Annotated in this window: 28 protein-coding genes; 18 read left to right on the top strand and 10 right to left on the bottom strand. The window is 37.5% G+C overall.

Annotation, left to right across the window (positions count from 1 at the left end; all coding sequences use genetic code 11):
* The first annotated feature begins 2 nt into the window (after window positions 1–2).
* From pta to AC27IF_RS08070, 6 genes are all read left to right on the top strand, one after another.
* Window positions 3–2,123: a phosphate acetyltransferase gene (gene pta, locus AC27IF_RS08095; protein WP_487053524.1), complete on the top strand. Its 2,121-nt coding sequence runs from the start codon at window positions 3–5 to the stop codon at window positions 2,121–2,123.
* Window positions 2,124–2,528: 405 nt separating this feature from the next.
* The gene (locus tag AC27IF_RS08090) at window positions 2,529–2,912 is read left to right on the top strand and encodes an ACT domain-containing protein (RefSeq protein WP_487053523.1); all 384 of its coding nucleotides are present in this window, start codon (window positions 2,529–2,531) and stop codon (window positions 2,910–2,912) included.
* 52 nt (window positions 2,913–2,964) lie between these two features.
* The gene (locus AC27IF_RS08085) at window positions 2,965–3,345 is read left to right on the top strand and encodes a Spx/MgsR family RNA polymerase-binding regulatory protein (RefSeq protein ID WP_487053521.1); all 381 of its coding nucleotides are present in this window, start codon (window positions 2,965–2,967) and stop codon (window positions 3,343–3,345) included.
* Entirely contained in the window at window positions 3,338–4,516 is a 1,179-nt protein-coding gene (gene dapE / locus AC27IF_RS08080; protein ID WP_487053519.1) for a succinyl-diaminopimelate desuccinylase, read from the top strand. The genes AC27IF_RS08085 and dapE overlap by 8 nt, the downstream gene beginning before the upstream one ends.
* Entirely contained in the window at window positions 4,503–5,285 is a 783-nt protein-coding gene (locus tag AC27IF_RS08075; protein ID WP_487053517.1) for a M15 family metallopeptidase, read from the top strand. The genes dapE and AC27IF_RS08075 overlap by 14 nt, the downstream gene beginning before the upstream one ends.
* Complete coding sequence (locus AC27IF_RS08070; protein WP_487053515.1) at window positions 5,278–5,469, top strand: hypothetical protein; 192 nt, start codon at window positions 5,278–5,280, stop codon at window positions 5,467–5,469. The genes AC27IF_RS08075 and AC27IF_RS08070 overlap by 8 nt, the downstream gene beginning before the upstream one ends.
* Before the next feature lie 102 nt (window positions 5,470–5,571).
* On the opposite strand, the gene bamC is transcribed toward AC27IF_RS08070, so the two are convergent.
* Window positions 5,572–6,687, bottom strand: a complete 1,116-nt coding sequence (bamC, locus tag AC27IF_RS08065; protein WP_487053514.1) for an NlpB/DapX family lipoprotein — start codon at window positions 6,685–6,687, stop codon at window positions 5,572–5,574.
* Between the two features lie 263 nt (window positions 6,688–6,950).
* Between bamC and AC27IF_RS08060 the strand changes: the two genes are divergently transcribed.
* On the top strand, window positions 6,951–7,478 hold the full coding sequence (locus AC27IF_RS08060; protein ID WP_487053513.1) for a glycine cleavage system transcriptional repressor: 528 nt from the start codon (window positions 6,951–6,953) through the stop codon (window positions 7,476–7,478).
* A 27-nt stretch (window positions 7,479–7,505) separates the two neighbouring features.
* Window positions 7,506–7,982: a thioredoxin-dependent thiol peroxidase gene (gene bcp, locus AC27IF_RS08055; protein ID WP_487053512.1), complete on the top strand. Its 477-nt coding sequence runs from the start codon at window positions 7,506–7,508 to the stop codon at window positions 7,980–7,982.
* A 45-nt stretch (window positions 7,983–8,027) separates the two neighbouring features.
* Here bcp and AC27IF_RS08050 read toward each other — a convergent pair whose 3' ends face one another.
* Both AC27IF_RS08050 and AC27IF_RS08045 read right to left on the bottom strand, forming a co-directional pair.
* Window positions 8,028–9,083, bottom strand: a complete 1,056-nt coding sequence (locus AC27IF_RS08050; RefSeq protein WP_487053510.1) for an AI-2E family transporter — start codon at window positions 9,081–9,083, stop codon at window positions 8,028–8,030.
* Window positions 9,084–9,093: 10 nt separating this feature from the next.
* Window positions 9,094–9,321 (bottom strand): sulfurtransferase TusA family protein, encoded by a 228-nt coding sequence (locus AC27IF_RS08045; RefSeq protein ID WP_487053508.1) that lies wholly within the window; start codon window positions 9,319–9,321, stop codon window positions 9,094–9,096.
* A gap of 108 nt (window positions 9,322–9,429) precedes the next feature.
* Between AC27IF_RS08045 and AC27IF_RS08040 the strand changes: the two genes are divergently transcribed.
* From AC27IF_RS08040 to AC27IF_RS08020, 5 genes are all read left to right on the top strand, one after another.
* Window positions 9,430–10,059, top strand: coding sequence for a hypothetical protein (locus AC27IF_RS08040; protein WP_487053507.1), 630 nt, complete (start codon window positions 9,430–9,432; stop codon window positions 10,057–10,059).
* Window positions 10,060–10,110: 51 nt separating this feature from the next.
* The gene (gene bepA, locus AC27IF_RS08035; protein ID WP_487053506.1) at window positions 10,111–11,577 is read left to right on the top strand and encodes a beta-barrel assembly-enhancing protease; all 1,467 of its coding nucleotides are present in this window, start codon (window positions 10,111–10,113) and stop codon (window positions 11,575–11,577) included.
* 63 nt (window positions 11,578–11,640) lie between these two features.
* Window positions 11,641–11,982 carry an arsenate reductase (glutaredoxin) gene (arsC, locus tag AC27IF_RS08030; protein WP_487053504.1) on the top strand — a complete coding sequence of 114 codons (342 nt, stop codon included), beginning with the start codon at window positions 11,641–11,643 and terminating at the stop codon, window positions 11,980–11,982.
* 23 nt (window positions 11,983–12,005) lie between these two features.
* Entirely contained in the window at window positions 12,006–12,401 is a 396-nt protein-coding gene (locus tag AC27IF_RS08025; RefSeq protein WP_487053502.1) for a DUF2069 domain-containing protein, read from the top strand.
* A gap of 15 nt (window positions 12,402–12,416) precedes the next feature.
* The gene (locus AC27IF_RS08020; RefSeq protein ID WP_487053501.1) at window positions 12,417–14,351 is read left to right on the top strand and encodes a hypothetical protein; all 1,935 of its coding nucleotides are present in this window, start codon (window positions 12,417–12,419) and stop codon (window positions 14,349–14,351) included.
* 28 nt (window positions 14,352–14,379) lie between these two features.
* Here the strand turns inward: AC27IF_RS08020 and AC27IF_RS08015 are convergent, their stop codons facing one another.
* From AC27IF_RS08015 to AC27IF_RS08005, 3 genes are read right to left on the bottom strand one after another with little or no spacing between them, the layout of a single operon-like run.
* Window positions 14,380–14,991, bottom strand: a complete 612-nt coding sequence (locus AC27IF_RS08015) for a fumarylacetoacetate hydrolase family protein (protein ID WP_487053499.1) — start codon at window positions 14,989–14,991, stop codon at window positions 14,380–14,382.
* 38 nt (window positions 14,992–15,029) lie between these two features.
* A complete protein-coding gene (hda, locus tag AC27IF_RS08010; RefSeq protein WP_487053498.1) occupies window positions 15,030–15,749 on the bottom strand; it encodes a DnaA regulatory inactivator Hda in 720 nt (239 codons plus the stop codon).
* On the bottom strand, window positions 15,746–16,963 hold the full coding sequence (locus AC27IF_RS08005; protein ID WP_487053497.1) for a DUF2066 domain-containing protein: 1,218 nt from the start codon (window positions 16,961–16,963) through the stop codon (window positions 15,746–15,748). Before AC27IF_RS08005 ends, hda begins: the two co-directional genes overlap by 4 nt.
* A gap of 166 nt (window positions 16,964–17,129) precedes the next feature.
* Here AC27IF_RS08005 and purM point away from each other — a divergent pair, with 166 nt between their 5' ends.
* The 3 genes from purM (at window position 17,130) to AC27IF_RS07990 (ending at window position 19,755) form a co-directional block, all read left to right on the top strand.
* On the top strand, window positions 17,130–18,170 hold the full coding sequence (purM, locus tag AC27IF_RS08000; RefSeq protein ID WP_487053496.1) for a phosphoribosylformylglycinamidine cyclo-ligase: 1,041 nt from the start codon (window positions 17,130–17,132) through the stop codon (window positions 18,168–18,170).
* A gap of 78 nt (window positions 18,171–18,248) precedes the next feature.
* The gene (gene purN, locus AC27IF_RS07995) at window positions 18,249–18,905 is read left to right on the top strand and encodes a phosphoribosylglycinamide formyltransferase (protein WP_487053494.1); all 657 of its coding nucleotides are present in this window, start codon (window positions 18,249–18,251) and stop codon (window positions 18,903–18,905) included.
* 82 nt (window positions 18,906–18,987) lie between these two features.
* The gene (locus AC27IF_RS07990; protein ID WP_487053492.1) at window positions 18,988–19,755 is read left to right on the top strand and encodes a DUF3108 domain-containing protein; all 768 of its coding nucleotides are present in this window, start codon (window positions 18,988–18,990) and stop codon (window positions 19,753–19,755) included.
* A gap of 13 nt (window positions 19,756–19,768) precedes the next feature.
* On the opposite strand, the gene AC27IF_RS07985 is transcribed toward AC27IF_RS07990, so the two are convergent.
* The 3 genes from AC27IF_RS07985 to AC27IF_RS07975 all read right to left on the bottom strand — a co-directional run bounded on the left by AC27IF_RS07985 (window position 19,769) and on the right by AC27IF_RS07975 (window position 21,649).
* A complete protein-coding gene (locus AC27IF_RS07985; protein WP_487053490.1) occupies window positions 19,769–21,025 on the bottom strand; it encodes a Y-family DNA polymerase in 1,257 nt (418 codons plus the stop codon).
* Complete coding sequence (locus AC27IF_RS07980) at window positions 21,013–21,426, bottom strand: LexA family protein (protein ID WP_487053488.1); 414 nt, start codon at window positions 21,424–21,426, stop codon at window positions 21,013–21,015. The genes AC27IF_RS07985 and AC27IF_RS07980 overlap by 13 nt, the downstream gene beginning before the upstream one ends.
* Before the next feature lie 70 nt (window positions 21,427–21,496).
* On the bottom strand, window positions 21,497–21,649 hold the full coding sequence (locus tag AC27IF_RS07975; protein WP_487053487.1) for a hypothetical protein: 153 nt from the start codon (window positions 21,647–21,649) through the stop codon (window positions 21,497–21,499).
* 328 nt (window positions 21,650–21,977) lie between these two features.
* Here AC27IF_RS07975 and AC27IF_RS07970 point away from each other — a divergent pair, with 328 nt between their 5' ends.
* Together AC27IF_RS07970 and AC27IF_RS07965 are read left to right on the top strand one after the other, a co-directional pair.
* Complete coding sequence (locus tag AC27IF_RS07970) at window positions 21,978–23,315, top strand: RICIN domain-containing protein (protein WP_487053485.1); 1,338 nt, start codon at window positions 21,978–21,980, stop codon at window positions 23,313–23,315.
* A gap of 365 nt (window positions 23,316–23,680) precedes the next feature.
* Window positions 23,681–23,863 carry a hypothetical protein gene (locus AC27IF_RS07965; protein ID WP_487053483.1) on the top strand — a complete coding sequence of 61 codons (183 nt, stop codon included), beginning with the start codon at window positions 23,681–23,683 and terminating at the stop codon, window positions 23,861–23,863.
* 10 nt (window positions 23,864–23,873) lie between these two features.
* On the opposite strand, the gene AC27IF_RS07960 is transcribed toward AC27IF_RS07965, so the two are convergent.
* Complete coding sequence (locus AC27IF_RS07960; RefSeq protein ID WP_487053481.1) at window positions 23,874–25,046, bottom strand: cystathionine beta-lyase; 1,173 nt, start codon at window positions 25,044–25,046, stop codon at window positions 23,874–23,876.
* Between the last annotated feature and the right edge of the window lie 75 nt (window positions 25,047–25,121).

Genomic DNA, 25,121 nt, shown 5'->3' with positions numbered 1-25,121 from the left:
CTATGTCTCATCGTATTATGTTAATTCCCGTTGGTTTTGGTGTCGGTCTGACTAGTGTTTCATTAGGTTTATTACACGCCTGCGAACAAAAAGGCATTAAAGTAGGTCATTTCAAACCTATTAGCCAACCTTCTCGTAATAAATTAGCCAAGAAAAATTCGACAATAGATGCCATCAGCCTATCACAAAACAGCCGCTGCATATCATTAAGTTATGTTGAAGAAAAGATGGCTGAAGGCAAGCATGATGTTGTACTTGAGGAAGTAGTTGCCAATTTTGATGATTTTAATCAAAACCAAGAAGTTGTTATTATTGAAGGACTTATTCCTACAACTAGACAGCCTTATGCCGCAAGGATCAATAGAGATGTCGCTCAAGCGCTAAGTGCTGAAATCGTTCTCGTTGCCGCCCCAGGTAATGATAGCCCAAATGAGTTTAACGATCGTATCGAAGTTAGCGCCGAAACGTTTGGCGGCCTGAAAAACAAACATCTTATTGGCTGTATCATTAATAAATTAAACGCTCCTGATCAAGATGAATTTGGTTTACTTCCCCGCGAAGAAGATATTAATACCGATTTTGATATTAATGACTGGAATAACTTAGGTATCTTTAAGAATAGGCATTTCAATTTACTTGGCTCTGTTTCATGGGAAATGGATCTTATTGCACCACGCATTATGGATGTCAGTAACTATCTAGAAGCAAAAATAATCAATGCTGGCGATATGGAGCATAGACGTTTTCGTAGTGTCGCTTTTTGTGCTCGAAGTGTCAGTAACCTCGTCAGTTATCTGGTACCTGGTCGACTTATTGTCACCCCAGGTGATCGTACTGATATCATCATCGCAACTTGTTTATCTGCGCTAAATGGTACTAAACTCGGCGCACTTATTTTGACCAATGGTTTTGAACCTTCAGAGCAAGTATGGGAATTATGTCAACAAGCTTTAGATGCCGGTTTACCAGTCCTGTCTGTACCATGGGATACTTGGCAAACTTCTCGATATATCATGAGCTTTAACCCTGAGATCCCCAAAGATGATCTTCAGCGTCACGATAAAGTCAGACAACATGTTGCCGACAGCCTTTGCTCTAAATGGTTAACCAAACTTTCAGCTAAAATTGAATCAAACTATCTGTTATCTCCTCCAGCATTCAGGCATCAAATCACAGAGCAAGCCCGTCAAGCGGATAAACTCATTGTTTTGCCTGAAGGTACAGATATTAGAACAATAAAGGCGGCAGCTATTTGTTGTGAACGTAATATCGCCCGTTGCCAACTATTAGGGAATAAAGAAGAAATACTCCGTATTGCAGAGCAACAAGGTATTCAACTACCTAGCTCGCTAATTATCACCGACCCTGAAAATACTCGTGACAATTATGTCAAACCACTGGTCGAGTTACGTAAAGGAAAAGGCGTCACTGAAGTTATCGCTAATGAAAACCTTCAAGATAACGTGGTATTAGCAACTATGATGCTGCAATTAGGTCAAGTTGATGGTCTCGTATCAGGCGCTGTGAATACCACAGCCAATACCATTAGACCTGCATTACAATTAATTAAAACAGCACCAGAAAGCTCACTTGTCTCTTCAATATTTTTTATGCTTTTACCTGAGCAAGTACTTGTATATGGTGATTGTGCGATTAATCCAGAGCCAAACGCCGAGCAGCTTGCCGATATTGCAATTCAGTCTGCTGACTCAGCTGCAGCTTTTGGGATTCCTCCACGTGTTGCTATGATCAGTTACAGCACAGGTAGCTCGGGACATGGTGCGGATGTAGAAAAGGTAGCTAAAGCCACTCAAATTGCTCAGCAAAAAAGACCTGATCTGATAATTGATGGACCACTTCAATATGATGCGGCCATTATGGAAAATGTTGCCAAGAAAAAAGCGCCTAATAGCCCGGTCGCAGGTAAAGCGACAGTATTTATATTTCCTGATCTAAATACAGGTAATACAACTTACAAAGCGGTACAGCGCTCTGCAGATCTTGTCAGTATAGGCCCTATGTTACAAGGCATGAATAAGCCAGTGAATGATTTATCTCGTGGAGCGCTTGTTGATGATATTGTTTACACCATCGCTTTAACAGCAATTCAAGCACAGGCGTAGTTATTCATACTTGATTGTATAAATAACTACATAGATCAAAAAAGCAAACCAAGAAGGTATTTTTAATACTCTAGTAAACAGAAATTAAAGGGTTGTTTTTTACCCTTTAATTCTTTAATAACACATTCAATGACTTAGCATAGCTCACCCAGATTGTGCACAATGATATCCACAGGTTTTGTGGATATCATTTTTAACCTTACTTTCAATATTCCATTACATAAACAGTAGAAAACAACACATTTTATATGCTTTTCTACGTTATTCTTTTAAGATCAATATAAAATGATCTTTATAGTAAACACAATGATTCATTAGTGTAATTGGTATCACTACATTCTCTAGAGTTCCATGATAAAAGTTGTTATGCTATTTCCCCTATATTTTCTCATAGGAGAGAACATAATGGCGTTAACGTTAAAGCTACTTAATCAATCTTTTGCTATTCATAGCTTACCTCAACATAGTCAAATCCCGGCCCAGGTTTTTAATGCGCCGATATACTTTATTGCCAAAACCTTTGATGAAGTGTCAATTGTGCTACCTCAAGACATTGAAATAGAAAGTGATGATGTTGAGCCTGATTGGCAAGCTCTAGAAGTTGTAGGACCATTAGATTTTTCATTAACTGGTATTTTATCGAGCATAGCGACTGTGCTAGCAAATGAAAAAATAAGTATCTTTGCTATATCTACCTTTGATACTGATTATATTCTTGTTAAGAAAATAACGTTAACAAAAGCAGTGGAAGCTCTACGCGCCAATAACTACCAAGTTATTCACTCCTAAATCAACAACTTTTCTAGCGAATCGACATAACAACAAACTAAAGACCATTAAAATGAATATTACTCTATACGGTATAAACAATTGCGACACAGTAAAAAAGGCACTTAAATGGTTAACGGCTCAGAACGTTAACTTTGAATTTTACGACTTTAAAAAACAACCGTTAACGTCAGAGATATTAATAGAACTTTCTAGTTTAAGTGACTGGAGTTTATTACTAAATAAACGCAGTACCACTTATCGAAACCTATCAGATCAAGTTAAAAATAATTTATCTGATGAGGTTGCTTTTGAGCAAGCTCTTTTGCAACCAACCTTATTAAAAAGACCATTATTATTAATTGAAAACGAGCAACAACAAAAACAATTACACTTAGGTTTTAAAGAACAAACTTATCAAGCATTATTTGCCTTGGATAAAGACCATGTTTGAGAATCAAAGTGACGTAATTGCCTTAACAAAGGAATTAATTTCTCGTCCTTCAGTTACCCCTGAAGATGCTGGATGCCAAGCATTAATCAAAGAGCGGTTAGCTAAACTTGGTTTTATTAATGAAACAATGGTGTTTCACGATACGACTAACTTATGGTCAAGACGAAATGGAAGTGACCAAAGTGAGCATCCAGTATTTTGTTTTGCTGGCCATACCGATGTCGTTCCTGCAGGCAATCTCGAGCTGTGGAATACCCCGCCTTTTGAGCCAACGATTATCGATGGCATGCTTTATGGCAGAGGCGCCGCTGATATGAAAGGCAGCTTAGCAGCTATGGTAGTTGCTACTGAGCGATTTGTAACCGACTTTCCAAAATATCATGGTGCTATTACTTTTTTAATTACCAGTGATGAAGAAGGTCCATTTATTAATGGCACCACCAAAGTCATTGACACTTTAGAAGCCCGTAATGAGAAAATCACCTATTGTATTGTTGGCGAGCCTTCAAGTACTCATCAGGTTGGTGATGTCATTAAAAATGGACGAAGGGGCTCTATTTCAGCCGATGTAGATATTAAAGGTAAGCAAGGACATGTTGCCTACCCTGAGCATGTTAAGAATCCTATTCACTTAGGGATGCCGGCATTAGTTGAGTTAAGCCAGGTTCATTGGGATCAGGGTAATGATTACTTTCCAGCGACAAGCTTTCAACTATCAAATATTAATTCTGGTACAGGTGCAACCAATGTTGTTCCGGGTCATTTAACCGCCTTATTTAATCTCAGATACAGCACCGAGCTTACGGATCAAATTATTGTTGAACAAGTTGAGTCGATATTAGCCAAGCACCAATTAGATTACGATATTAAATGGACATTTAATGGTAAGCCATTTATTACCGAATTAGGAAATGACGAAGGCGACTTTCTTTCTTCAGTAAGTGACGCAGTCAAATCGGTAACCAATATGGCCCCTCAATTATCAACCTCCGGTGGCACATCTGATGGACGATTTATCGCACCAACAGGCGCAAAAGTTATCGAGTTAGGCCCATGTAATTCTACTATTCACCAAGTAAATGAATCAGTGTCATGCTCGGATTTAGACAAATTGTGCGACATCTATTATGCTTGCCTTAAGCGGGTATTATTAGCAGATGATAGTAAGTAACACAGGTTGTACCGTTTTGACTGAGCCGATAAAAAATGATCTTAATGCACAATCGCTTGGGTTAATAGATAACCATATCCATTATTTCGCCCAAAATTCTCAGTACCCTGAAAAAAAAATAGGCATTCATCAGGATATGCTGCTGGCATTTCAAGCATTAGTCACTAAAGGCAAAGAAAATGGTATTACCATTGAAATTGCCAGTGGATATCGCTCTTTTGAGCGCCAGTTATCTATATGGAATAATAAATACCTTGGCAAAACGCATATTAAAGATATTAATGGCCAAAACCTGTCAATATCAACTTTGTCATCAATTGAAATTACTCAAGCAATATTACTTTTTTCTGCCTTGCCTGGCGCTAGTCGTCATCATTGGGGCTGCGATATAGATGTTTATGCGCCTAACCTATTAGCACATGATCAACATTTACAACTTGAGCCTTGGGAGTATGAGACATCAGGTCCAATGGCAAAGTTATCTGATTTTCTCGCTAAAGAGGCACAATCATTAGGGTTTTATTTTCCCTATGATCATTATCGTGGCGGTGTTGCCAAAGAGCCTTGGCACTTATCGTATGCGCCTGTTGCCTGCATTTATGAACAAGCTTTTAATATCGATATATTAAAAGCTTGTCTGCATAGCAGTAAAATTCAAGGTAAAGAGGCCATTATCAATAATTTAACCGATATCGTTAAACAGTTTGTCATAAATATTAATAACGAATCGTCAATAAACACACAATTAACAGGTATTTCTAATGGATAACTGGCTTGCAATACTTATGATTGTCATAGCGGTGGTGATCATCGTGGGTAATTTAAGTACATTTCAAAAAAGTAGTCATCACAAAATGCGTAAAACCAATTTAAATGATATGAAAGAAACATTACCTAGAAGTAGTAAAACCTCTCACAAAATGCCAACGATAAATAAAGACAATATCAAATAAACCTTAAACAAGAAGAAAGCCCTACTTTCATTCATCCATTTAAAATGAGCATAAAAAAACGCCGATGAATCGGCGTTTTTAATTTAATTTTTAAGCTTTCATTTAATAAAAATTTCTAAACGATAAACCCGCTTCCATTACAGGGAATATACGCTCTAATGTTTCTAGTGGAATTGGCTCGCCATCAACATTGTAGATACTCACTGCCGTTGTTTGATTTTGATCATCCAATGGTGAAAGTACGAATTGGTATTTAGCATCTTCAACTTCAACAACTGGTGGTTCATCACCCCAAATTGAGTCCCAAATACTAATATCAGGCTTACTAAAATCAACATAATATATTTTATTAGTTTCATTTAAATCGGTAATTGTAAAGCCATGTTTTTCAAAGAAAACAGGCATATTGGTCCAAAGGTTATCAGGGGCCATTTCAACTACGTATGCCGCTTCCCCTTCAGGGTTCTCTCCAATAGTGACTAATTTTTGATTCGCACGCATTAAACGGTTTTCACGTTGCTGTAAGCGATAATCATAATCAACTTGTGCCACAATCTCATTTAGCATAGCCATTTCAGCACGCTGCTTATCGATAGGATCAACCGTTTTACTGCCACCTTCAACATCTGTTTTCATGTAATCAATTAAGGTGACTTGTAAGGAAACACTTCGGCCATGTGTTTTAGCTTTTAATTCATATCGAAAACGTAAGCTTGTCGACAGTTCAACTTCTGTGAATAACCAACCAGTTTCTACTTCACTGTGATACCAAGTGGATTCTAATACTAAACTTGTTGAGTCTTTCTCATTTTCCACATCAGACTGAATTTCTTCATAACTCACATCATCAGACATTAGCTGGCTAATAATGGCGTTTCTTATAAAAACTACCAGCTCTTTATCTTCAAGTACTTTATCAAACCAAATAATCGCTTCATGTGAATCTGAAACAACACGAGAAGAGGCTGCTACAGGTAACACAAGTGATGGAGCTCTAACATCCATCTTTTCGCCAATAGGCCCATTGATATTAGTATTTTCTGGAATTAAAAACTCATTTTGTTTTGCTGGTTTATCTAAAGATTCAGGAATAACAAACGCTTTTGACTCTTTTTTTTCTGCATAATCAAAATCTCCCTGTGCTCGTTTATTATCAACACCACTACAGGCTGACAATGATAAACTTAACACTGAAAAATAAAACAATTGACGACTCATTAATACTCCTGAGGAAACACTTTATAATTTTAGCTGTTCATTGGATGGTAAATAACTCAAATGGTTCACTTTTGATTAAAGCCCATAGCACTTAAGTTACCAGAACAATTTTTAGCGCACCATGGTACTTTGCTGGTTTTGCAAACACAAGTAGTTCAGATATATTTTATTAGTGATGTTTCACTCATACCGTGACGAGTTTCCTGTATCTTGAGAAACTTTGTGTATATAATGCCGTTTTCTTATTCAGCGTAGGCGTTTTAATGTCACAATATTTAGTACTAACAGCCATGGGCTCTGATAGAACAGGTTGTGTTAGTGAGTTAACTAAATTAGCAAGTGAATGCGGTTGCAATATATTAGATAGCAGGATGGCTATATTCGGTCAAGAGTTTACTTTTATCATGTTATTAAACGGTGATAATCGTGCTATCAATAAAATTGAAGCTCGCCTTCCTAAAGTGGCACATAACTTAGAGCTGATCACCATGATGAAGCGTACTTCTGGTCATAAAACTTATGACTTAGTCGAGCATTATCAAGCAGAATACGCCGGTATTGATCAGCCTGGTATATTAAAAGCAATGACCGCTTTTTTCGCAACACGTAAAATAGACATATCTTCACTAAAATCAGAAATTGACCCTCAGTCAAATCATATGAGTGCTAGTATCTCTTTTGCCTTAACGCAAAAAATAAACATAGAAGATATTGAAAGTGACTTTATCCAGCTTTGTGAGCAGTTTGCAGTACAAGGTTGTATTAAACAAGCAGCCAATAACCTCATATAATGACATTAACTTATTAACAGGATATTTATGAATACGCTTAACACAGGTGATATCGCACCATTGTTTTCTCTTTTAGATGAGAATGAACAAACTGTCGAATTAGCAAGTTTTGTTGGTAAGAAACAAGTTTTAGTTTATTTTTATCCCAAAGCTATGACGCCAGGTTGTACAGTTCAAGCACAAGGCTTAAGAGACATAAAGTCAGAGCTAGAAGCATTAAATACCGTGGTGTTTGGTATATCTCCTGATCTTCCTAAGCGTTTAGATAAATTTTGCCAACGAGATGAGTTGAATTTTACACTTCTTTCTGATGTTGATCACAAAGTGGCTGATGATTTTGGAGTCTGGGGATTAAAGAAATTTATGGGCAAAGAGTATGATGGTATACATAGGTTAAGCTTTTTAATTGGTCTTGATGGTAAAATTAGCCATGTGTTTAATAAGTTTAAAACTAAAGATCATCATCAAGTTGTGCTTGATGTCTTAAATGAGTTAAACCCATAAGACTTATGCTGCAAATAGCCCAGCGCTTATTTGCAGCACTTCTAACTACTCTGTTTGTGTTGAAGACCAAGCGTTAATAACCGCTTTTACCAGAGTCGCTAATGGTATCGCAAAAAACACTCCCCAAAAGCCCCATAGACCACCAAAAAAAATGACCGCGACAATAATAGTAACTGGATGCAGGTTAACAGCCTCAGAAAAAAGTAACGGTACAATCACGTTACCATCAAGTGCTTGAATGATGCCATAAGCTAACATCACATAACCTAATTCATTACTAAATCCCCATTGAAATAACGCGACTAAAAATACTGGAATAGTAACGATCGTCGCTCCAACATATGGTACTAAAACGGATAAACCAACCAGTACGCCAAGTAGCACTGCATAACTTAAATCAAGAAAGATGAAAGCGATAGTCGTTGAAATACCTACAATTAAAATTTCTATCACTTTTCCGCGTATGTAATTAAGGATTTGTTGATTCATCTCCTTACCTACTTGTACCGCCATACGTCGCTCTTTTGGTAAAAAGCTTTTAAAAGTAATTAGCAAGTCGTGCTTATCTTTAAGGAAAAAGAACACCATCAAAGGTACTAAAATAAGATAAATCATTAACGCAACGATATCTGAAATAGAATTTAAACCAACCGTTAAAGCCAGCTGCCCCCACTCCAATAGTTTCTCCTTCACTGACGAGATAAAGGTTTCGATTTGTGATGCTTGGATAATATCAGGGTACTTTTCCGGTAAGGTTAATAAGTATTTTTGACCTTCCGTAACCATATGTGGAACTTCTTGCAATAAACTACTGCTTTGCTTCCAAATAACAGGAGTTAACCCCAACATGACAATAAGTGTAATGCCAATAAAAGTTCCAACCACGATCATGGTCGAACTAGTACGAGATAGATTTAAATTGATGAGTTTATTTACGGGTAAATCAAGTAAAAAAGCGATTCCCAATGCCACTAACACCGGCATTAATAAGTTGCTAAAAAACGCAATAAATAAAAAGGCACATATGAGAATTACCATCAAAGTAACAGCATGGGGATCAGAAAACTTACGTGCATACCAATTTTTGAACAACTTAATCATAACTTGCCTTTTATTCGCTCTTATTCGTTATTGTAATTTCAACAATATTTTCAACGGTTGTGTTTAACGTATGTTTATAGCCTAATTTCAACAACAGTTTAGGAATGTCATCAATAGAGCCACTATCTGAAACTTTAATAATGCAAGTATCATCGCTGCGCATTTTTTTTAATATTAAACGTAAATTTACTAGTGGTAACGGGCATTTTTCTTGACTCGCGTCATAACGGAAAATCATACTAAGTTTCTTTTATTTAACAAAGTAATCTGAGACAATTACCCTAATACACTTGGTGTAACATACTAACGTATCTATATTTGTTTACCTAGCAGGAATCCTCATTAAATGAGCAGTTTAGCTAAAAAACCTAACTTAAAAGAAATTAATGCCCACAAAAAGAAACTCACTTGGGGTGATGTTCCTGCTATTTATCATTTGGTTTCTTCATCTTTAGGGGAATTAGACGGTATTTTATCTCATGGCTTTGATAGTGCATACAAGCAAATATTAGATCGTAATACCTGGAACTTAGCCCCATTAGGTGGTCATAAAGATAATGATGGCAAAATCCATGTTAAAATAAAGCCGCAGATTGTATTACAACATAACTATAACGATATGGGCTATGAGCTACATTGTTTTCCAATCATAGATGGTGAAAGAGTGTTAAGACCTTTGGTGCGCGATCATCGATGTCCATTTCAAAACTGGTTACCAGAAAGTATGCGTATGTTGTTTAGAATAAATAGCTTAGTTGCTTTTTCAATTTATACCTACCAAAGTGGGGATGAAGCAGATTTAGCTATCGTTAAGTACGCTTATTTACGTGTCAGAAAATTAATTGATATTTTATCCGAATCTTTTGATATTTTAGAGGTCGAAGGCTATAGCATTGCCGATTTTTACCAAGAAATAGACCGCAGAAATGGCAATATACTCTCGAGTGATCATATCCAAAACTCCTCACCGAGCTAACACATAATTAAACGCAGTTTTATGCTGAATTATCCAAAATAGGAAAAGCTATTGTTTACATTGAAACCATTATTATTGGCTTGTGCCCTCACCTTATTAGTCGCAACCTTATCAACATTTGATGTTGCTGCTAGTGCACAAAACAATAAAAACAAATTACCTGAAATTGGTATCTCCGGCTTTAGTGTTTTATCACTAGATAAAGAGCGTCAAATTGGTAAAGCAATGATGCGACAAATACGTGCTAGTCAGCCTATTATTCAAGATCCTGTTTTAATTGAGTATATTAATCATTTAGGGAATTTATTAGTTAAAAATGCTCAAGATGTAAATTATGCCTTTGAGTTTTTCCTCATTAATAATAACGAATTAAATGCCTTTGCATTTTTTGGTGGCCATGTTGGTATTCATAGTGGACTGTTAACCACAGCAGATAACGAAAGTGAATTAGCTTCAGTCATTGCTCATGAGATATCTCACGTCACACAACGTCATTTAGCTCGTCGTCTAGAATCACAAAGCCAAACTCAAACCTTATCAATGGCAGGAATGGTTTCAGGTATATTATTAGCCTTAGTTAACCCTACCGTTGGTATGGCTGCATTAAGTGCCTCAATGGCGGCAACACAACAAGCAAGCATCAATTATACTCGTAGTAATGAGAAAGAGGCAGATCGAGTGGGTATCGCATTATTGGCCAATAGCAATTTTGATCCGCAAGGTGCGCCAAGTTTTTTTAGTAAAATGTCGGCAAAATACCGCTATGCGAGTAAACCGCCAGCAATGCTTTTAACGCATCCATTACCTGAATCTCGAATTTCTGATGCCAGACAACGTGCTCATAAATACCCGGTAAGGCATTTACCACCGAGTTTAGAGTTTGAATTAGCAAAATCACGTATTAAAGCTCGCTATCAAAGTAACCCAAAAGACAATATTGCTTATTACGAATTGCAATTAGAGAAAAAAAGGTATGCTTTAAAACCTGCAGCTCAATACGGTTTGGCGCTTTCATACTTTGAGAACAAGCAATATGAAGATGCACAATATATTCTTGAATTCTTAAAAGCCGCCGACAAAAACAACTTATTTTATATTGATGCCCTTACTGATGTTTACCTAGCTTTGCATCAATATGATAATGCCTTTGCTATGTTAGAGCCGTTAAGTTTGTTGATGCCTAACAATCAGGTTGTCACCTTAAATTATGGTAACGCGTTATTAACAGCCAAAAAGTATGACCAAGCTGCACGTGTGCTACAGGACTTTTTACTCGTTAGCCCAGGAAACTTTATCGCTTATGATATTTTAACGTCAGTGTATCGCGCACAAGGAAAAACAGGCTTAATGCACGTTAACAAAGCGGAAGTTCTGGCTTTACTAGGAGCGTACCAAAAAGCAGTTGATGAATTGCAAACCAGTCACACTTTATTTGCCGAGCAACCCCTATTACAAAAAAGGGTAAAAGCACGTATATTGCAATTCCAAGAACAAGAAAATAAATTGAAGCGGTTATAATTCAAGTTTCAATACAAAGCTAATTTACCTTTTATCTTAACTACACTAATACAGAGATTAATTATGTTAACCATTTACCATAACCCAAGATGCTCTAAAAGCCGTCAAACACTTGAGTTATTAAACGAAAATCACTCTCAAGAAATCAAAATCGTTGAGTATCTTAAAACACCATTATCACAAGCAGAAATTACTGATTTACTAGCACAACTCAGTTGTAAGCCTGTTGAAATGATGCGCACCAAAGAAGCAGAGTTTAAAGAGCAAAACCTTGCAAAATCGAGTGATGAAGAGCTAATACAAGCGATGGTGTTAACACCTAAACTTATTGAACGCCCTATCGTCACTAATGGTAGTAAAGCTATTATTGGTCGCCCTCCTGAAAATGTGCTTGCACTTTGTTAATCCAGATTTAAATTTAGGTCGTCATGAAAACACAAAGAATTAGTACCGCTAATTTACGAAAAATGGCCTTAGTTGGCTATCTCGCATTACTTATATATATGCCTTTATGGCTACTGGTATTATCACCAAACGGTGCGCTAGGTGCTAGCACCACTTTTGTATTATTTGTTTTGCCGCTGTTATTCCCTTTAAAAGGATTAATACAAGGTAATCCATACACATATGCTTGGTCGAATTTTATAGTACTGATATATTTCCTACATAGCCTCACCACACTTTGGGTATTACCTGAGGAAAGGTTATTGGCATTTATAGAATTAGTCTTTGCAACCCTTATGTTTATCGGTTGTAGTTATTATGCGAAATATCGCGGTCAAGAATTAGGTCTTAGTATAAGAAAGCCAAAAGAAGATAAATAAACTTTAGGGAAATACATGACGTTTACATCAACTTTATTCTCTCCTGTCGCTAAGTCGCTAGCAGTAACAACGATTGTCACTGCTAACTTGCTATTGGTAGGTTGCAATGGTCATTCAACGGATATCCCAGATGATGATATAAACTTTGATACGGGTAAAGTAGTAAGCGTTGATGATAATTCCCTTGTTAATCAAAGTGCTGAATTAGTTCTTTTTTACCCTGATGACGAATTAACGAATATTAGTTGGCAGCAAACTTCTGGGGAATCGGTTACCTTACTAACCCCTAGCACTAAAGTGATCGCTTTCACCCCGACCGTTGCTGGTGATTACGAATTTTCAGTTAGTTTTTCAGTCAATAGCGGAGCAACGCAAACAATAGCTCACACGATTACGGTTAGTGAAGATACAAATAAGATAGCTTCTCGACTTGCTCATACTGCCCTTAGTGATAATGGTGTTTCATTACGCGTTTTTATTGATCCCTCTATCGATAGCAGTTCAATCGCATGGCAGCAAACGTCAGGTCCGACAGTGAGTTTTGATCAAGAAATCGCTGATGGTGAATTAGTGGTATTTTTTACTGCGCCAAGTGTCACACAAGATACCATCTTAACATTTGAAGCCTCCGCCAGTGATAGTAGTCAAACTTATACTGATAAAGTGGTTGTATTGGTTGAGCCTGCTGACAATATTGCTAGCAACGCTTACTTTGATGACAGAGTGGCTATTGTTACACCCTATAATAGCAACAGTCCTTATGCTCAAAGTATTGTGAACTGCGTATATAGTAATTCCTTATCTAGCTCATGCACTTTAGCTGAGCTGCCCTTGTTAGCATCTGAAAATACAACACCTAGTATCGACAATATTATGGACAGAGTCGTAGTCTCACATCCGTGGATGGGTGATAGATTTAAAGAATTCCTTACTAACAATGATCCTAATGATGACTTTAAGCACTTATTACGCGCAACTACTGCCATCGTTATTGCATACGATGTCCGACCTTCATTTTATTGGGCCGCAACTGGTGCGATATATTTAGATGCGGACAATTTCTGGCTAACACCAGATGAAAGAGACACAATCAACGAAGCTCCTGATTATCGAAGCGACTTTGGTAATGATTTGCAGTTCATCATGCCTTGGCGTTATGTCAAAGATAATGATTACGCCGACAGTTATTTCTCTATCGAAGATAGAGTCACTCGCTCTACATCTGATGGCTTTTACCGCTTAGCTTCTTTGCTTTACCATGAACTAGCTCACGCTAACGATTTTTTTCCAAGTAGCGAATGGTTTAGCCACGATGCAGAAACCCGTATTCTGGATGCGGCCTTGAGTTCAAACTTTGAATCTGATGGTTTAGCAGTTACCTACCCTTTACAAAGTAGTGAGATGCGCAGCTTAGCGCAAGTGAGTTTTGCAGGAGAGACTGCGACACAGACTCAACAATCATATTCAACTAATGATATAGAAACGTTTTTTAGCCCTGATCTTGCCAGTGGTTATTATGCTTATTCCAGCGAGCGAGAAGACTTTGCTCTGTTGTTTGAAGAGTTAATGATGCAATCACGCTTTGATGTTTTTCGTGACGTTGCCGTTACTAATCAGCCGACAGGTGATGATGTTAGTGCCACCGATTATATCGTGACATGGGGACAGCGTGGCCGTATTGGTGAAGATACAATAAAACCTAGAGTTATTTATAGTGCCAGCCGCGTATTAACTGAATTTGATATTACAACAGCAATTACACAAGTTCCTGAGCCAATAGCTATGACTGTTGGCGATAACTGGTTAGAGAATTTAACGATCAGCCCTGAGGCTGACAACCTTGAGCGCAGCAAAAAACTTAATAAATCAACGCAATCAGATAATAAAATAGTTTCAGATAAACGCCCTATCTCCAACTCCTATTATCAAAAAGCCTTGCCTAAGCAGTAGTTTATTATTACTTAACCTTTAGTCTCTGTTATTTCGCTTGCCAATCAGCAGAGACTACAGTGCTTTCATCACAAAGCACTTTACCGCTAAATAGGCTGCCAGCATTGATTTTACCAACGCCTTTTGGCGTACCTGTCATGACAATATCACCGTCTTCTAGCGTCATAAACTCTTGCAATTGCGCTAAGATCACCTCTGGCTTATACATCATCAATGACACACCACCAGATTGAATAACCTGTTCATCAATAGTTAGTTGTAAATTTAATGAATCATCTATCTTTGCTATTGCAACAAAATCACTAAATACCGCTGAGCCATCAAAAGCCTTCGCACGCTCCCAAGGTAAACCTTTCGCTTTTAATTTTCCCTGTAGTTCTCGCTTGGTTAAATCTAATCCTATGGCGACAGCACTAAAATGGCCTTGTTGATATAAAAAGCATAATTCAGCTTCATAATGTAAAGGCTCTTGGTGAATGGCATTGAGCTGTGTTGAAATGGCTGAATTAGGTTTAAGAAACACCACCATATCATCAGGTACTTCATTGCCAAGCTCAGCAATATGATCAACATAATTTCGGCCTATACAAATAACTTTCGACGGAAATATAGTTTCATTATTAAAGGTAATAGAATGCATCAGAGCTCCAATTGGCTACTAGGTGAATTAGAAGTCTATTAAGAAAGTTTCAGTACTTCTTTGATAAAAGGGATGGTTATTTTTCGCTGCTCTCTTATTGATGCTTTATCTAAAGTATCTAGCGCATTGAGTAAATGTGCCATTTCTCGGGATAAGCGATTTAAAAGAAACTTTGCAGCTTCATCGCTAACCATTAACCCTCTTTGTGAAGCGCGATATTGGATCACCAACACTTTTTCATCATCACCAATGGGTTTCACTTGCTCTGTTAATCCCCAGCTCAGTCGGGAAACAAGATCAGGTAAACTTAAACCAAGTTGGTTGGCACTTTCTTGACCACTGATCAGTAAACAATTATTTTGTTCAATAACTCGGTTATACAAATCAAATATGGCTTGCTGCCATAACTTACTGTTTGCAATTAAGTGAATGTCATCCAAACAAATAAGATCTATTTGCTCTAAACCATCCAAGACATCAACGGGTAAATTTTGTAATTCATGGCAAGACAAACACACTGAAGACTTTCCTAGCTGTGCTGCATAAGCACTACTTGCATGAAGTAAGTGAGACTTGCCAACACCTGATATACCAAACAAATAAAAACTATTAGGCTGACGCTGCTCTGTAGCTCCTTTTTGCTCAATAAACTGCTCCAGTTGGCTAAGAACACTTTGATTTACTTTACTTCTAAAGCTTTCAAACGTTTCATCATCAGGAAGTTGTACTGATAAGGCTAATTGACGACTATCGGTCATTTGTCTCCCCAATAAAATACAGGGGCAAGCATTTCACCAGCTTCATTATTAATAGCCGCTAAAGGATCAATATGTTGTTTTAATTGTTTATTAAGTTTTAACGAGGCTAATAATGCTTCTGTAGAGCCGAGTAATTGCAATTTAAATCGCCTAGACTCCCCTTTCGCATTTAATAATGTAACGTTACTAACTGAAGAAAGGCCATTTAAAAAATCAAACACCTGCACATAAGTGCTCAGTGAGTCGACATTAGCTACTTCAAGTACAAATTCTGTATTACTGCTGGTTGATAAAGCATAGTGCTGATAAATAATTTCGGTGATATCCGCTAAACCTTCCTTTAATAGAGCCTGACGTTCACTGCCCTGATATTGCTGACTGAATGTTTGCTGATTGGTTATTAAGCTCCAATCAAGCACATAACCTGCCTCTTGTTCTTGAGGTTTTACACATAATAAGCCGCAGCTCTTTGAAACATCATCACCAAAGTAGCTTTCTGTGTTATCACTTTGCTCATCACTTATACTTTCAACATTTTTCAAACTGGAGTCTGAGATACGCATCACCACAATGGCTTCAGCAAAGTAACGGGCTGAAAACTCCCGTACTGGTTGCTCAAACCGTCCCCAAACATCGCTTATATTGATTTGAGTAGCGTCAGTCAAATCCATCAATGGCATCATTATCGGCAGACCACGTTGGGCTGAGAATTCATTAACCATATAAGGTAAAGCAGAATCTGTAGAATTTGACATTATGGTACGAGAAAAACCTTTTTCATCAACTAACCATAATAGAATCTGTGGTCGTAGACGTCCCCATATAGGTAAATTAGCCTGTTGAAACAAGGCATTTATTTTATCTTCATTAAAACTAGCCAGTAGATAAAGCTGTTTCTGAACACGCCCATTTTCGTTTGCTACGTTGTTTTCAACCCGCACCGTTTTTTGTTGGTAACGATACTTAGTTAAGTATTGTTGATGATTTTTTAATGCATTTTTAATCAGGCTATTATCTAACACACTTTTTTCGCCGCCGACTTTAAGCATTACGGCTGCTAACGATTTTTTTATCGCCGCTGCTCTATCGCGACTATTTTGTGAATTAACGGCAACACTGGCTTGATAAAGATCATTAACTTCTACCGCCTGGACAGGAGGTAGTAATATAAAATGAGTACTAACAATTAGTAGTAAAATTAAACGTCTAAGCATATGAAAAACAATAAGCAATCTTGTAATGCAGATATTATCACAACAAAGCAAGATTTTACCGTCAAATAAAAATATTTATCTATTTGAGATAAAGATTTTGAGTATGTGCTCGTGCGCTGATAGAATACGCACCTTTAAATTCTTTGGTATTTTTTTGAGGTTTCTCGTGAGCGAACAAAAACAGTCTTTAAGCTATAAAGATGCTGGTGTCGATATTGATGCTGGTAACGCCCTTGTTGAAAACATTAAAGGTGCGGTTAAACGCACTACTCGCCCTGAAGTCATGGGTGGTTTAGGTGGTTTTGGCAGCGTATGTCAATTGCCAACGGGTTATAAAGAGCCTGTATTAGTTGCCGGTACTGACGGTGTTGGTACAAAATTACGTTTAGCCATTGATTTAGCCAAACACGATACGGTTGGTATCGACTTAGTTGCTATGTGTGTTAATGACCTTATCGTACAAGGTGCTGAGCCATTATTCTTTTTAGATTACTACGCAACAGCTAAATTAGATGTTGATGTGGCATCTTCTGTTGTCGAAGGCATTGCTGAAGGTTGTATTCAATCTAACTGTGCCTTAGTTGGCGGTGAAACGGCTGAAATGCCAGGCATGTATCATCAAGGTGATTACGATATTGCTGGTTTTTGTGTTGGTGTTGCTGAAAAATCACGCTTACTAGATGGTACTAAAGTAGCCGCCGGCGACCAGTTAATTGCTTTAGGTGCATCTGGCCCTCATTCAAATGGTTTCTCTTTAATTCGTAAAGTATTAGAAGTAAATAATACTGACACCAAAGAGTTACTTGACGGTAAAGCGATTAGCGAACATTTACTTGAGCCAACTAAAATATACGTTAAATCAGTATTAGCCTTATTAAAAGAGGTTGAAGTACACGCATTATCACATATTACCGGTGGTGGCTTTTGGGAGAATATCCCACGTGTATTACCTGAAACTGCTCAAGCAGTTATAAACGGCGAAAGCTGGCAGTGGCCTGAAATTTTCAACTGGCTACAAGAAAAAGGTAACATTACTACCCATGAAATGTATCGCACATTCAACTGTGGTGTTGGTATGATTATCGTTGTTCCTGAAGATAAAGTTGCACAAAGTATCGACATCCTAAGTGCCCATGGCGAAAAAGCATGGCATATTGGTGCGATTGCCGATAAAGCCGATGATGCTGAGCAAGTTATTTTTGCGTAAGCGCTAAATTAGAATATGATAAAGGGGCTGTTATCCAATGGGATATAATTGCCCCTTTTTTTATAAAAGGAAACTAAAATGTCTAGTCGAATAGTCGTTTTAATATCTGGTAGTGGTAGTAATTTACAAGCCATTATTGATGCATCAACTTCAAGTGATTACCCTGGAGAAGTTGTTGGTGTTATTGCTAACAAAGCCGATGCCTATGGGTTAACTCGCGCTGATAATGCAGACATCGAAAATATTGCCCTTTCTCATAAAGACTTTGATTGTCGTGAAGATTATGATCAAGCGTTAATGACTGAAATAGACAAATTCACTCCAGATGTTGTGGTGCTTGCAGGTTTCATGCGTATTTTAACACCTGCTTTTGTTCAGCACTTTCAAGGCAAATTACTTAATATTCACCCTTCATTATTACCTAAATATCAAGGCCTGAACACGCATCAACGTGCTATTGATGCTGGCGATAGTGAACATGGTGTGAGTGTTCATTTTGTTACCGAAGAGCTTGATGGTGGCCCAGTTATTCTGCAAGCCAAAGTACCAGTATTTGATGGCGATAGCAGTGATGATTTAGCCGAGCGAGTACATGAACAAGAGCATAGAATTTATCCTTTGGTGGTTAAATGGTTGTGTCAAAATCGTCTTGCAATGAAAAATGAAGCTGAACAAGAGTTTGCTATATTAGATGGTAACATTTTACCGACTTCTGGTTACGCTAACGACGAATAAATGGCTAGTAAGTTATGTTAAGATAAGGTAGATTATTTTTCCTACCTTATTTTATACAATTTACATTATTACATTGCTGTTTATGATAACCAAAACCTCTTACAGAAAACCTTTACTCACCTTATTACTCTCTATAATGCCATCACTCCTAGTACAAGGAGCACAGGAAGCATCGATAACAAAGCACCCGCTTGAGAAAGTCATTCCTGCATTTACTGCCCATTATAGTGTTTTACATAAATCAGACCCTGTTGGCACCGCAATTAGAGAGCTGACTTACCAAGCCGATGGCAGAATTGATTACCATTATAAAACCCATGTTGAATGGTTGATTTTTTCTCAAACTCGCACAGAAACCTCTATTGTTGAGGTTGATGGTGATAAGGTAATTCCTCAGCATTATACATATAGCCGTGAAGGTACTGGTAAAGATAAGTTTTATGAATGGCGTTTTAATGCCAAAGAGAATACTGCACAAGACTTGGGTCGCAAACGTAATGTTTCCCCATTGGATTTTTCTAATAACCTTCAAGACAAGTTAAGTTACCACTTACAACACCGCCTCAATCTTATCAAAGATGCCAAACAAAAAAGTTACATCTACCCTGTTGTTAGCACTTCTGGCTCAGTAAAAGATTATATTTATCAATATGATGGTAAGGAAGAGTTAATTTTGCCCTACGGCATGATTAAGACAATCCGTTTTAAACGTGAAGTTAAAGCGAAAGAGCGTATCACTTACGCTTGGTTTGCGCCTGAATTAGATTACCTGCTAGTGAAGCTTTATCAGGTGAAATCGGGTACAGAGCAATTTGAAGCGCAGCTATCATCACTCAGTATCTTAGATTAATACAGTTAATAGACTAACACTGTATTTTCGGTATATCAGCCCATTTGGTAGTGTAGCTCGGCGATAAAAAATAGCGCTTCATTTGCCAGCCGTCTTGCTTACTTTCTGTAGCGAGCTGCAATGCACCTTGACCGTAGCGACTGTTAATGAGATCAACACAGTTCATTAGTTTTTCGTTATTCGTATCCGGTGTAAAAAGATCCGGTTGCCTATAACGATTACTTTCAAGCTCGATAGCCCCGACACCACACTTATAAAATAAGACGCCATAACGATATATACTTGGCAACGCATTAACTGCAGCATTTGCCATGACTAAACTATTATTCGTTGCTTGTGGAAATTGTACAATAATGGACTGCTTATAATAATTGGCTTGATATTGAGAGCTGTGGGCAAATACATATAACTTTTTAACCAAAGAGTTTTGTTGACGAAGTTTTCTAGCAACAATGTTCACATGACTGACTATCGCAGACTTTAATGCATTAAAGTCAGTTACTCGTTGACCAAAACTACGCGTTGAAAAGATTTCTTGTTTCGGCTCTTTAACCTCATCCCATGACAAACAACTTATACCATTTAGCTCATTAACAGTGCGTTCAACAACAACACTAAATTGTTGACGCATCGCTTTAGGACACTGATTAGCTAAGTCTAGCGCGGTATTGATGTTCATCATGGCTAATTTTTTACTTAAACGCGATCCAATTCCCCATACATCAGACACTTGCATTCGTGCCAATATAGAGCAGCGCATTTTCTCGTTATCAATAACCGCCACGCCATTAAAGCCCGAGAGCTTTTTAGAAGCATGATTGGCCGCCTTAGCAAGTGTAGGTGTTGTCGCTATACCTACACCTACAGGTAAGCGAGTTTCTCGCCATACCGTTTGACGTATTTTAGTGCCATATTGGTGCCAATCATGAATCATGCTTTTATAACCCGCCAACTGCAGAAAACATTCATCAATAGAATAAATATGCTGATTGTCACAAAAACGGGCAATAACATTCATCATCCGCTCACTTAAATCGGCATAAAGCTCATAGTTTGATGAACGAATCACCACATGGTGCTGCGCTAAATAGTCTTTAATTTTGAAATAAGCACCAAACTTAGGGATATTAAGTTTTTTGGCGATAGGACACACAGCGCAAATACAGCCATCATTATTGGTCAAAACGACGACAGGTTTTCTGCGTATTCTGGGATCAAACACCTTTTCTGCTGAGGCATAGAATGACGTAGCATCTACTAAGGCATACATGCACTTAACTCACGAATAGGCTCTAAAATTCGTATAACACGTGTTACTACCCCTTCAATTTGAAAGTCATCGTTTGAGGTTATAGTCACGGGAGGATGATGATTAGAGGCCGATATCAATTGCGCCTTACTTTTACTCAATGTTTTACAAACAAAGCAGCCGTTATAGTTAGCCACAATAACGGCGTTATCTTTAACTTGCTTAGAACGATCAACTATAAGTAAATCACCGTCAAAAATCCCTATACCTTGCATAGAGTCACCAGACGCTAAACCGATAAAAGTCGCATTCGGGTTTTCAACAATCAGCTCATCAAGTGACAAACCAAGCTCTTTATACTCTGCAGCTGGTGATTCAAAGCCACTAACACCAGCTTCTATATAGATAGGGATAACTTTCATAGGCCAAACAACAAACACCACAAGTACTGTACATAAACATAGTATACATTAAGAGTGGCTAGTTAGAAAGTTAAGGTATAGATATTAACAATTCCGCTATTGATAGCATTTGGTCATCATCAGTGTCGATATCACCATCTTGAGGTAAGTGAGTAATATCCCCTACGCTATAGCTATCTTCACGTTGTTCCACTTGCTTAATATCATTCCACTGTGTCAGCAACAATTCCTTATTCGTTTCATCTGCTAAAAAAACAAAATTAGCCTTAAAATACAACTAATGACAAACCATATGATGAAATATTAATGATGGTAAATTACAAATAAAGCATCCTAAACATTACATTTAATAATGTTTATTTGTTTGAAAATATCAATAAAATGATTTTTGCTTATTGTTGACAATTAACCATAATTAAGCGCATTATGAGCTTGCTTATTTTTAGACCGATGAAAATAGGTTTGGTTTAAACGTGAGTTAAACCAAAAACGGAGCTATTTAGGCTTCTACGCTATAAAAATTAAACAGAATTATAATAAAAAGGTGATTAATGAAAAAATTAGCAGTACTTACAAGTAGCATTTTACTTACATGTTCAACATTCGCAGCTGATTGGGATAATATCGCCATACCAGCTAATGCTGGCTCAGGCAAAACGTGGCAGTTACAACAGAGCTATTCAGATGACTTCAATTACACAGGTAAACCAAGTGAATTTACCAGTAAGTGGAATGATACCTATTTCAATGGCTGGACAGGTCCGGGATTAACTTATTGGACACAAGATTCATCATGGATTTCTGACGGTAACTTAATTATTGGCGCTTCACGCAGAGCAGGAACAAATCAAGTAAATGCCGGAGTAGTTACTTCAAAAACTAAAGTAAAATATCCAATCTTTTTAGAAGCGAATATAAAAGTTAGTAACCTCGAGCTCTCTTCAAATTTTTGGTTACTCAGCGAAAATGATGAACGTGAAATTGATGTACTTGAAGTATATGGTGGCGCACGAGAAACTTGGTTTGCACAAAATATGTCAACTAACTTCCATGTTTTCATCCGTGATCATAATACAAACGAAATTATCAGTGATTTCAATGACCAGACCCATAATACCCCATCTTGGGGCACATACTGGCGTGAAGGGTTTCATCGCTTTGGTGCTTACTGGAAAAGTCCAACAGAAGTAACTTTTTATATTGATGGCCAAGAAACACCTAATGGCTCATGGGCTGAAGTTGTTATGAAAGATAAAGACTATACTGGTGCGATTTTAAATAAAAGCCAATACAACATGGACGAAGAAGCCTTTATTATCTTAGATACTGAAGATCATTCATGGCGTTCAGAAGCTGGTAATATTGCCACTAACGCAGATTTAGCCGATGGCAGTAAAAATAAAATGTATGTAGATTGGATTAGAGTATATAAACCAATCTCTACCGGTGGTTCAGATGATGTGCCAACAGGTTTTACCAACATACAGGCAAAACACAGTGGCAAATGTATTGATCTTAAAAACGGTTCAATGCTAAATGGTGGTACCTACCACCAGTGGGGCTGCGATAACACCAATCTAAATCAACGCTTTAAGTTAAATAGTTTAGGTAATGGTGAATATTCAATCCAATCTGAGCGCAGTATGTTATGCGCAGAGCTAGCAAACGGTAGTAATGCTAATGGTGCCTTAGTAAATCAATGGGTATGTAATCATAGTAATGATAACCATATCTGGACATTAAACGATACGGGTGATGGTTACTTTGAAATTAAAAGTAAAGTCACAGGAAAATGTTTAGATATTGCGGGTAAGTCTGTTGATAATGGCGCAAAAATAGTTCAGTGGAGCTGTTATAACGGCACTAACCAAAGATTTAAATTCTTATAACCGCAAGCTTATTTTATCGATAATAGTTGATATATAAGCACTGAATACAAATTATTCAGTGCTTATATTTTTATACAGCCCTTTCAATTACAGCGACTCTCCCACCAATCATTCAATCAGTTACTTTAGAGAAGACTAACCACGAGCAATTACCGATAATAATTTTTATTTGCATTTGAAGAAAGGTTACATTAAATTAATGGCTATAAAAAATACATATTATTTTAATAAAAAGTAGTCGTGTGTGTAAAATGCAAGATTCAGCTTGATGCAGTAGCTATAAAAAGCCAAATGAAAGGCTTTAACTGCTATCTAGCGTGTGTTCTTGCGTTCCATAGATAAAACTACAATCAAGGAAGATACTTATGGACTCAGCGCAACTTAATAGATTTAACTTTCTTTCAGCAAAGGTCGCCAATACCGATGCTTCAGTTCATGAACTTAACGAATTTAAAGAATTATTAAACTCGTTAAATAATTTTGTTGATGTTTCTCTTCCTCAGCTTTTTATTAACACTAAAGAATACAATAATACATCGAAGTCTTAAGCTTAATCATTTATAGCTTGGCGTTAAAATGCTCAAATCCCTGTTCAAGATCGGCAATTAAATCATCGACATCCTCTAAACCAATATGTAAACGAATTAATGGAAATTCCGCCGTCCACTTAGTGGCCGAGCGAATGGAGTCAACACTAGTAATACCTAATACTAATGACTCAAACCCGCCCCAAGAATAGCCCATTTTAAAATGCTCTAAACTATCCAAAAATGCAGTCAGTGCAGCTCTATTACCGCGATTTAAGGTGAACGAAAATAAACCATTTGAGCCTGTAAAATCACGCTTAAAAAATTCATGCCCTGGGCAAGACTCAAAAGCTGGGTGTAAAATAGTATCCACTTCAGGTCGTTGCTTTAACCAGTTAGCTACTTTTAACGCACTTTCTTGATGCTGCTTTAAACGCACGCCAATAGTGCGAATACCACGCAGTGCAAGATAAAGATCATCTGGAGAAGTACACTGCCCCATCAAATAACTGTTATCACGCAGCTGCGGCCAATATTTCTCAGTGGCTGTCGCAGTGCCTAACATCACATCAGAATGACCAACAATATATTTAGTCGCCGCTTGCACACTAATATCAACCCCATAATCAAAAGGCTTAAAGTTAATACCTGCACCCCAAGTATTATCAAGCATCACAATACAATCATGTTGATGGGCTATTTTACTAATGGTAGGTACATCTTGCACTTCCATGGTAATAGAGCCGGGAGATTCTAAGAAAACAATACGGGTATTTTCTTGAATTAACGCTTCAATACCAGCACCGATAAGCGGATCATAATAGGTGGTTTCTACCCCCATTTTGGCTAATATTTTATCGCAATAATCTCGTGTTGGTTCATAGGCACTATCAACCATCAAAATATGATCACCGGTTTTAACAAATGAAATGATGGCATTAGTAATGGCAGCTGTGCCTGATGGATACAAAGCACAGCCGGCACCACCTTCAAGCTCAGTCATGGCATCACTAAACGCAAAGGCTGTTGTTGTGCCACGGCGGCCATAAAGCATGGTATTGTTATGACGATTTTTTAAGGCATTATTCATTTCTTCAACGGTATTGAAAACTACGGTCGAAGCACGAGTAACACTTGGGTTAACAACGCCTTGAGTAAACTCGGGTTTACGCCCAGCATTGACTATTTTCGTATCTTGTTTCATTGACTACCTTAAAATATAAACTTAATGATAGCTATCTAGCCATCTAAAACTTAACTCTATTTATACCCTGAAATA

Source organism: Colwellia sp. KS18-150, from assembly GCF_057551365.1.
This window is presented reverse-complemented; position numbering and strand designations above follow the sequence as displayed.

Bases quoted from the DNA above. Each gene is read 5' to 3' on its own strand.
- AC27IF_RS07985 (WP_487053490.1), bottom strand. From the start codon at position 21,025: ATGTATGCCTTAGTAGATGCTACGTCATTCTATGCCTCAGCAGAAAAG.
- AC27IF_RS08085 (WP_487053521.1), top strand. From the start codon at position 2,965: ATGAATATTACTCTATACGGTATAAACAATTGCGACACAGTAAAAAAG.
- AC27IF_RS08015 (WP_487053499.1), bottom strand. From the start codon at position 14,991: ATGCATTCTATTACCTTTAATAATGAAACTATATTTCCGTCGAAAGTT.
- dapE (WP_487053519.1), top strand. From the start codon at position 3,338: ATGTTTGAGAATCAAAGTGACGTAATTGCCTTAACAAAGGAATTAATT.
- AC27IF_RS08040 (WP_487053507.1), top strand. From the start codon at position 9,430: ATGAGCAGTTTAGCTAAAAAACCTAACTTAAAAGAAATTAATGCCCAC.
- bcp (WP_487053512.1), top strand. From the start codon at position 7,506: ATGAATACGCTTAACACAGGTGATATCGCACCATTGTTTTCTCTTTTA.
- AC27IF_RS07990 (WP_487053492.1), top strand. From the start codon at position 18,988: ATGATAACCAAAACCTCTTACAGAAAACCTTTACTCACCTTATTACTC.
- AC27IF_RS07970 (WP_487053485.1), top strand. From the start codon at position 21,978: ATGAAAAAATTAGCAGTACTTACAAGTAGCATTTTACTTACATGTTCA.
- bamC (WP_487053514.1), bottom strand. From the start codon at position 6,687: ATGAGTCGTCAATTGTTTTATTTTTCAGTGTTAAGTTTATCATTGTCA.
- purN (WP_487053494.1), top strand. From the start codon at position 18,249: ATGTCTAGTCGAATAGTCGTTTTAATATCTGGTAGTGGTAGTAATTTA.
- AC27IF_RS08090 (WP_487053523.1), top strand. From the start codon at position 2,529: ATGGCGTTAACGTTAAAGCTACTTAATCAATCTTTTGCTATTCATAGC.
- AC27IF_RS08045 (WP_487053508.1), bottom strand. From the start codon at position 9,321: ATGATTTTCCGTTATGACGCGAGTCAAGAAAAATGCCCGTTACCACTA.
- AC27IF_RS07960 (WP_487053481.1), bottom strand. From the start codon at position 25,046: ATGAAACAAGATACGAAAATAGTCAATGCTGGGCGTAAACCCGAGTTT.
- AC27IF_RS08005 (WP_487053497.1), bottom strand. From the start codon at position 16,963: ATGCTTAGACGTTTAATTTTACTACTAATTGTTAGTACTCATTTTATA.
- AC27IF_RS08060 (WP_487053513.1), top strand. From the start codon at position 6,951: ATGTCACAATATTTAGTACTAACAGCCATGGGCTCTGATAGAACAGGT.
- hda (WP_487053498.1), bottom strand. From the start codon at position 15,749: ATGACCGATAGTCGTCAATTAGCCTTATCAGTACAACTTCCTGATGAT.
- AC27IF_RS08025 (WP_487053502.1), top strand. From the start codon at position 12,006: ATGAAAACACAAAGAATTAGTACCGCTAATTTACGAAAAATGGCCTTA.
- AC27IF_RS07965 (WP_487053483.1), top strand. From the start codon at position 23,681: ATGGACTCAGCGCAACTTAATAGATTTAACTTTCTTTCAGCAAAGGTC.
- AC27IF_RS08050 (WP_487053510.1), bottom strand. From the start codon at position 9,083: ATGATTAAGTTGTTCAAAAATTGGTATGCACGTAAGTTTTCTGATCCC.
- AC27IF_RS08075 (WP_487053517.1), top strand. From the start codon at position 4,503: ATGATAGTAAGTAACACAGGTTGTACCGTTTTGACTGAGCCGATAAAA.
- AC27IF_RS08070 (WP_487053515.1), top strand. From the start codon at position 5,278: ATGGATAACTGGCTTGCAATACTTATGATTGTCATAGCGGTGGTGATC.
- AC27IF_RS07980 (WP_487053488.1), bottom strand. From the start codon at position 21,426: ATGAAAGTTATCCCTATCTATATAGAAGCTGGTGTTAGTGGCTTTGAA.
- AC27IF_RS08020 (WP_487053501.1), top strand. From the start codon at position 12,417: ATGACGTTTACATCAACTTTATTCTCTCCTGTCGCTAAGTCGCTAGCA.
- pta (WP_487053524.1), top strand. From the start codon at position 3: ATGTCTCATCGTATTATGTTAATTCCCGTTGGTTTTGGTGTCGGTCTG.
- arsC (WP_487053504.1), top strand. From the start codon at position 11,641: ATGTTAACCATTTACCATAACCCAAGATGCTCTAAAAGCCGTCAAACA.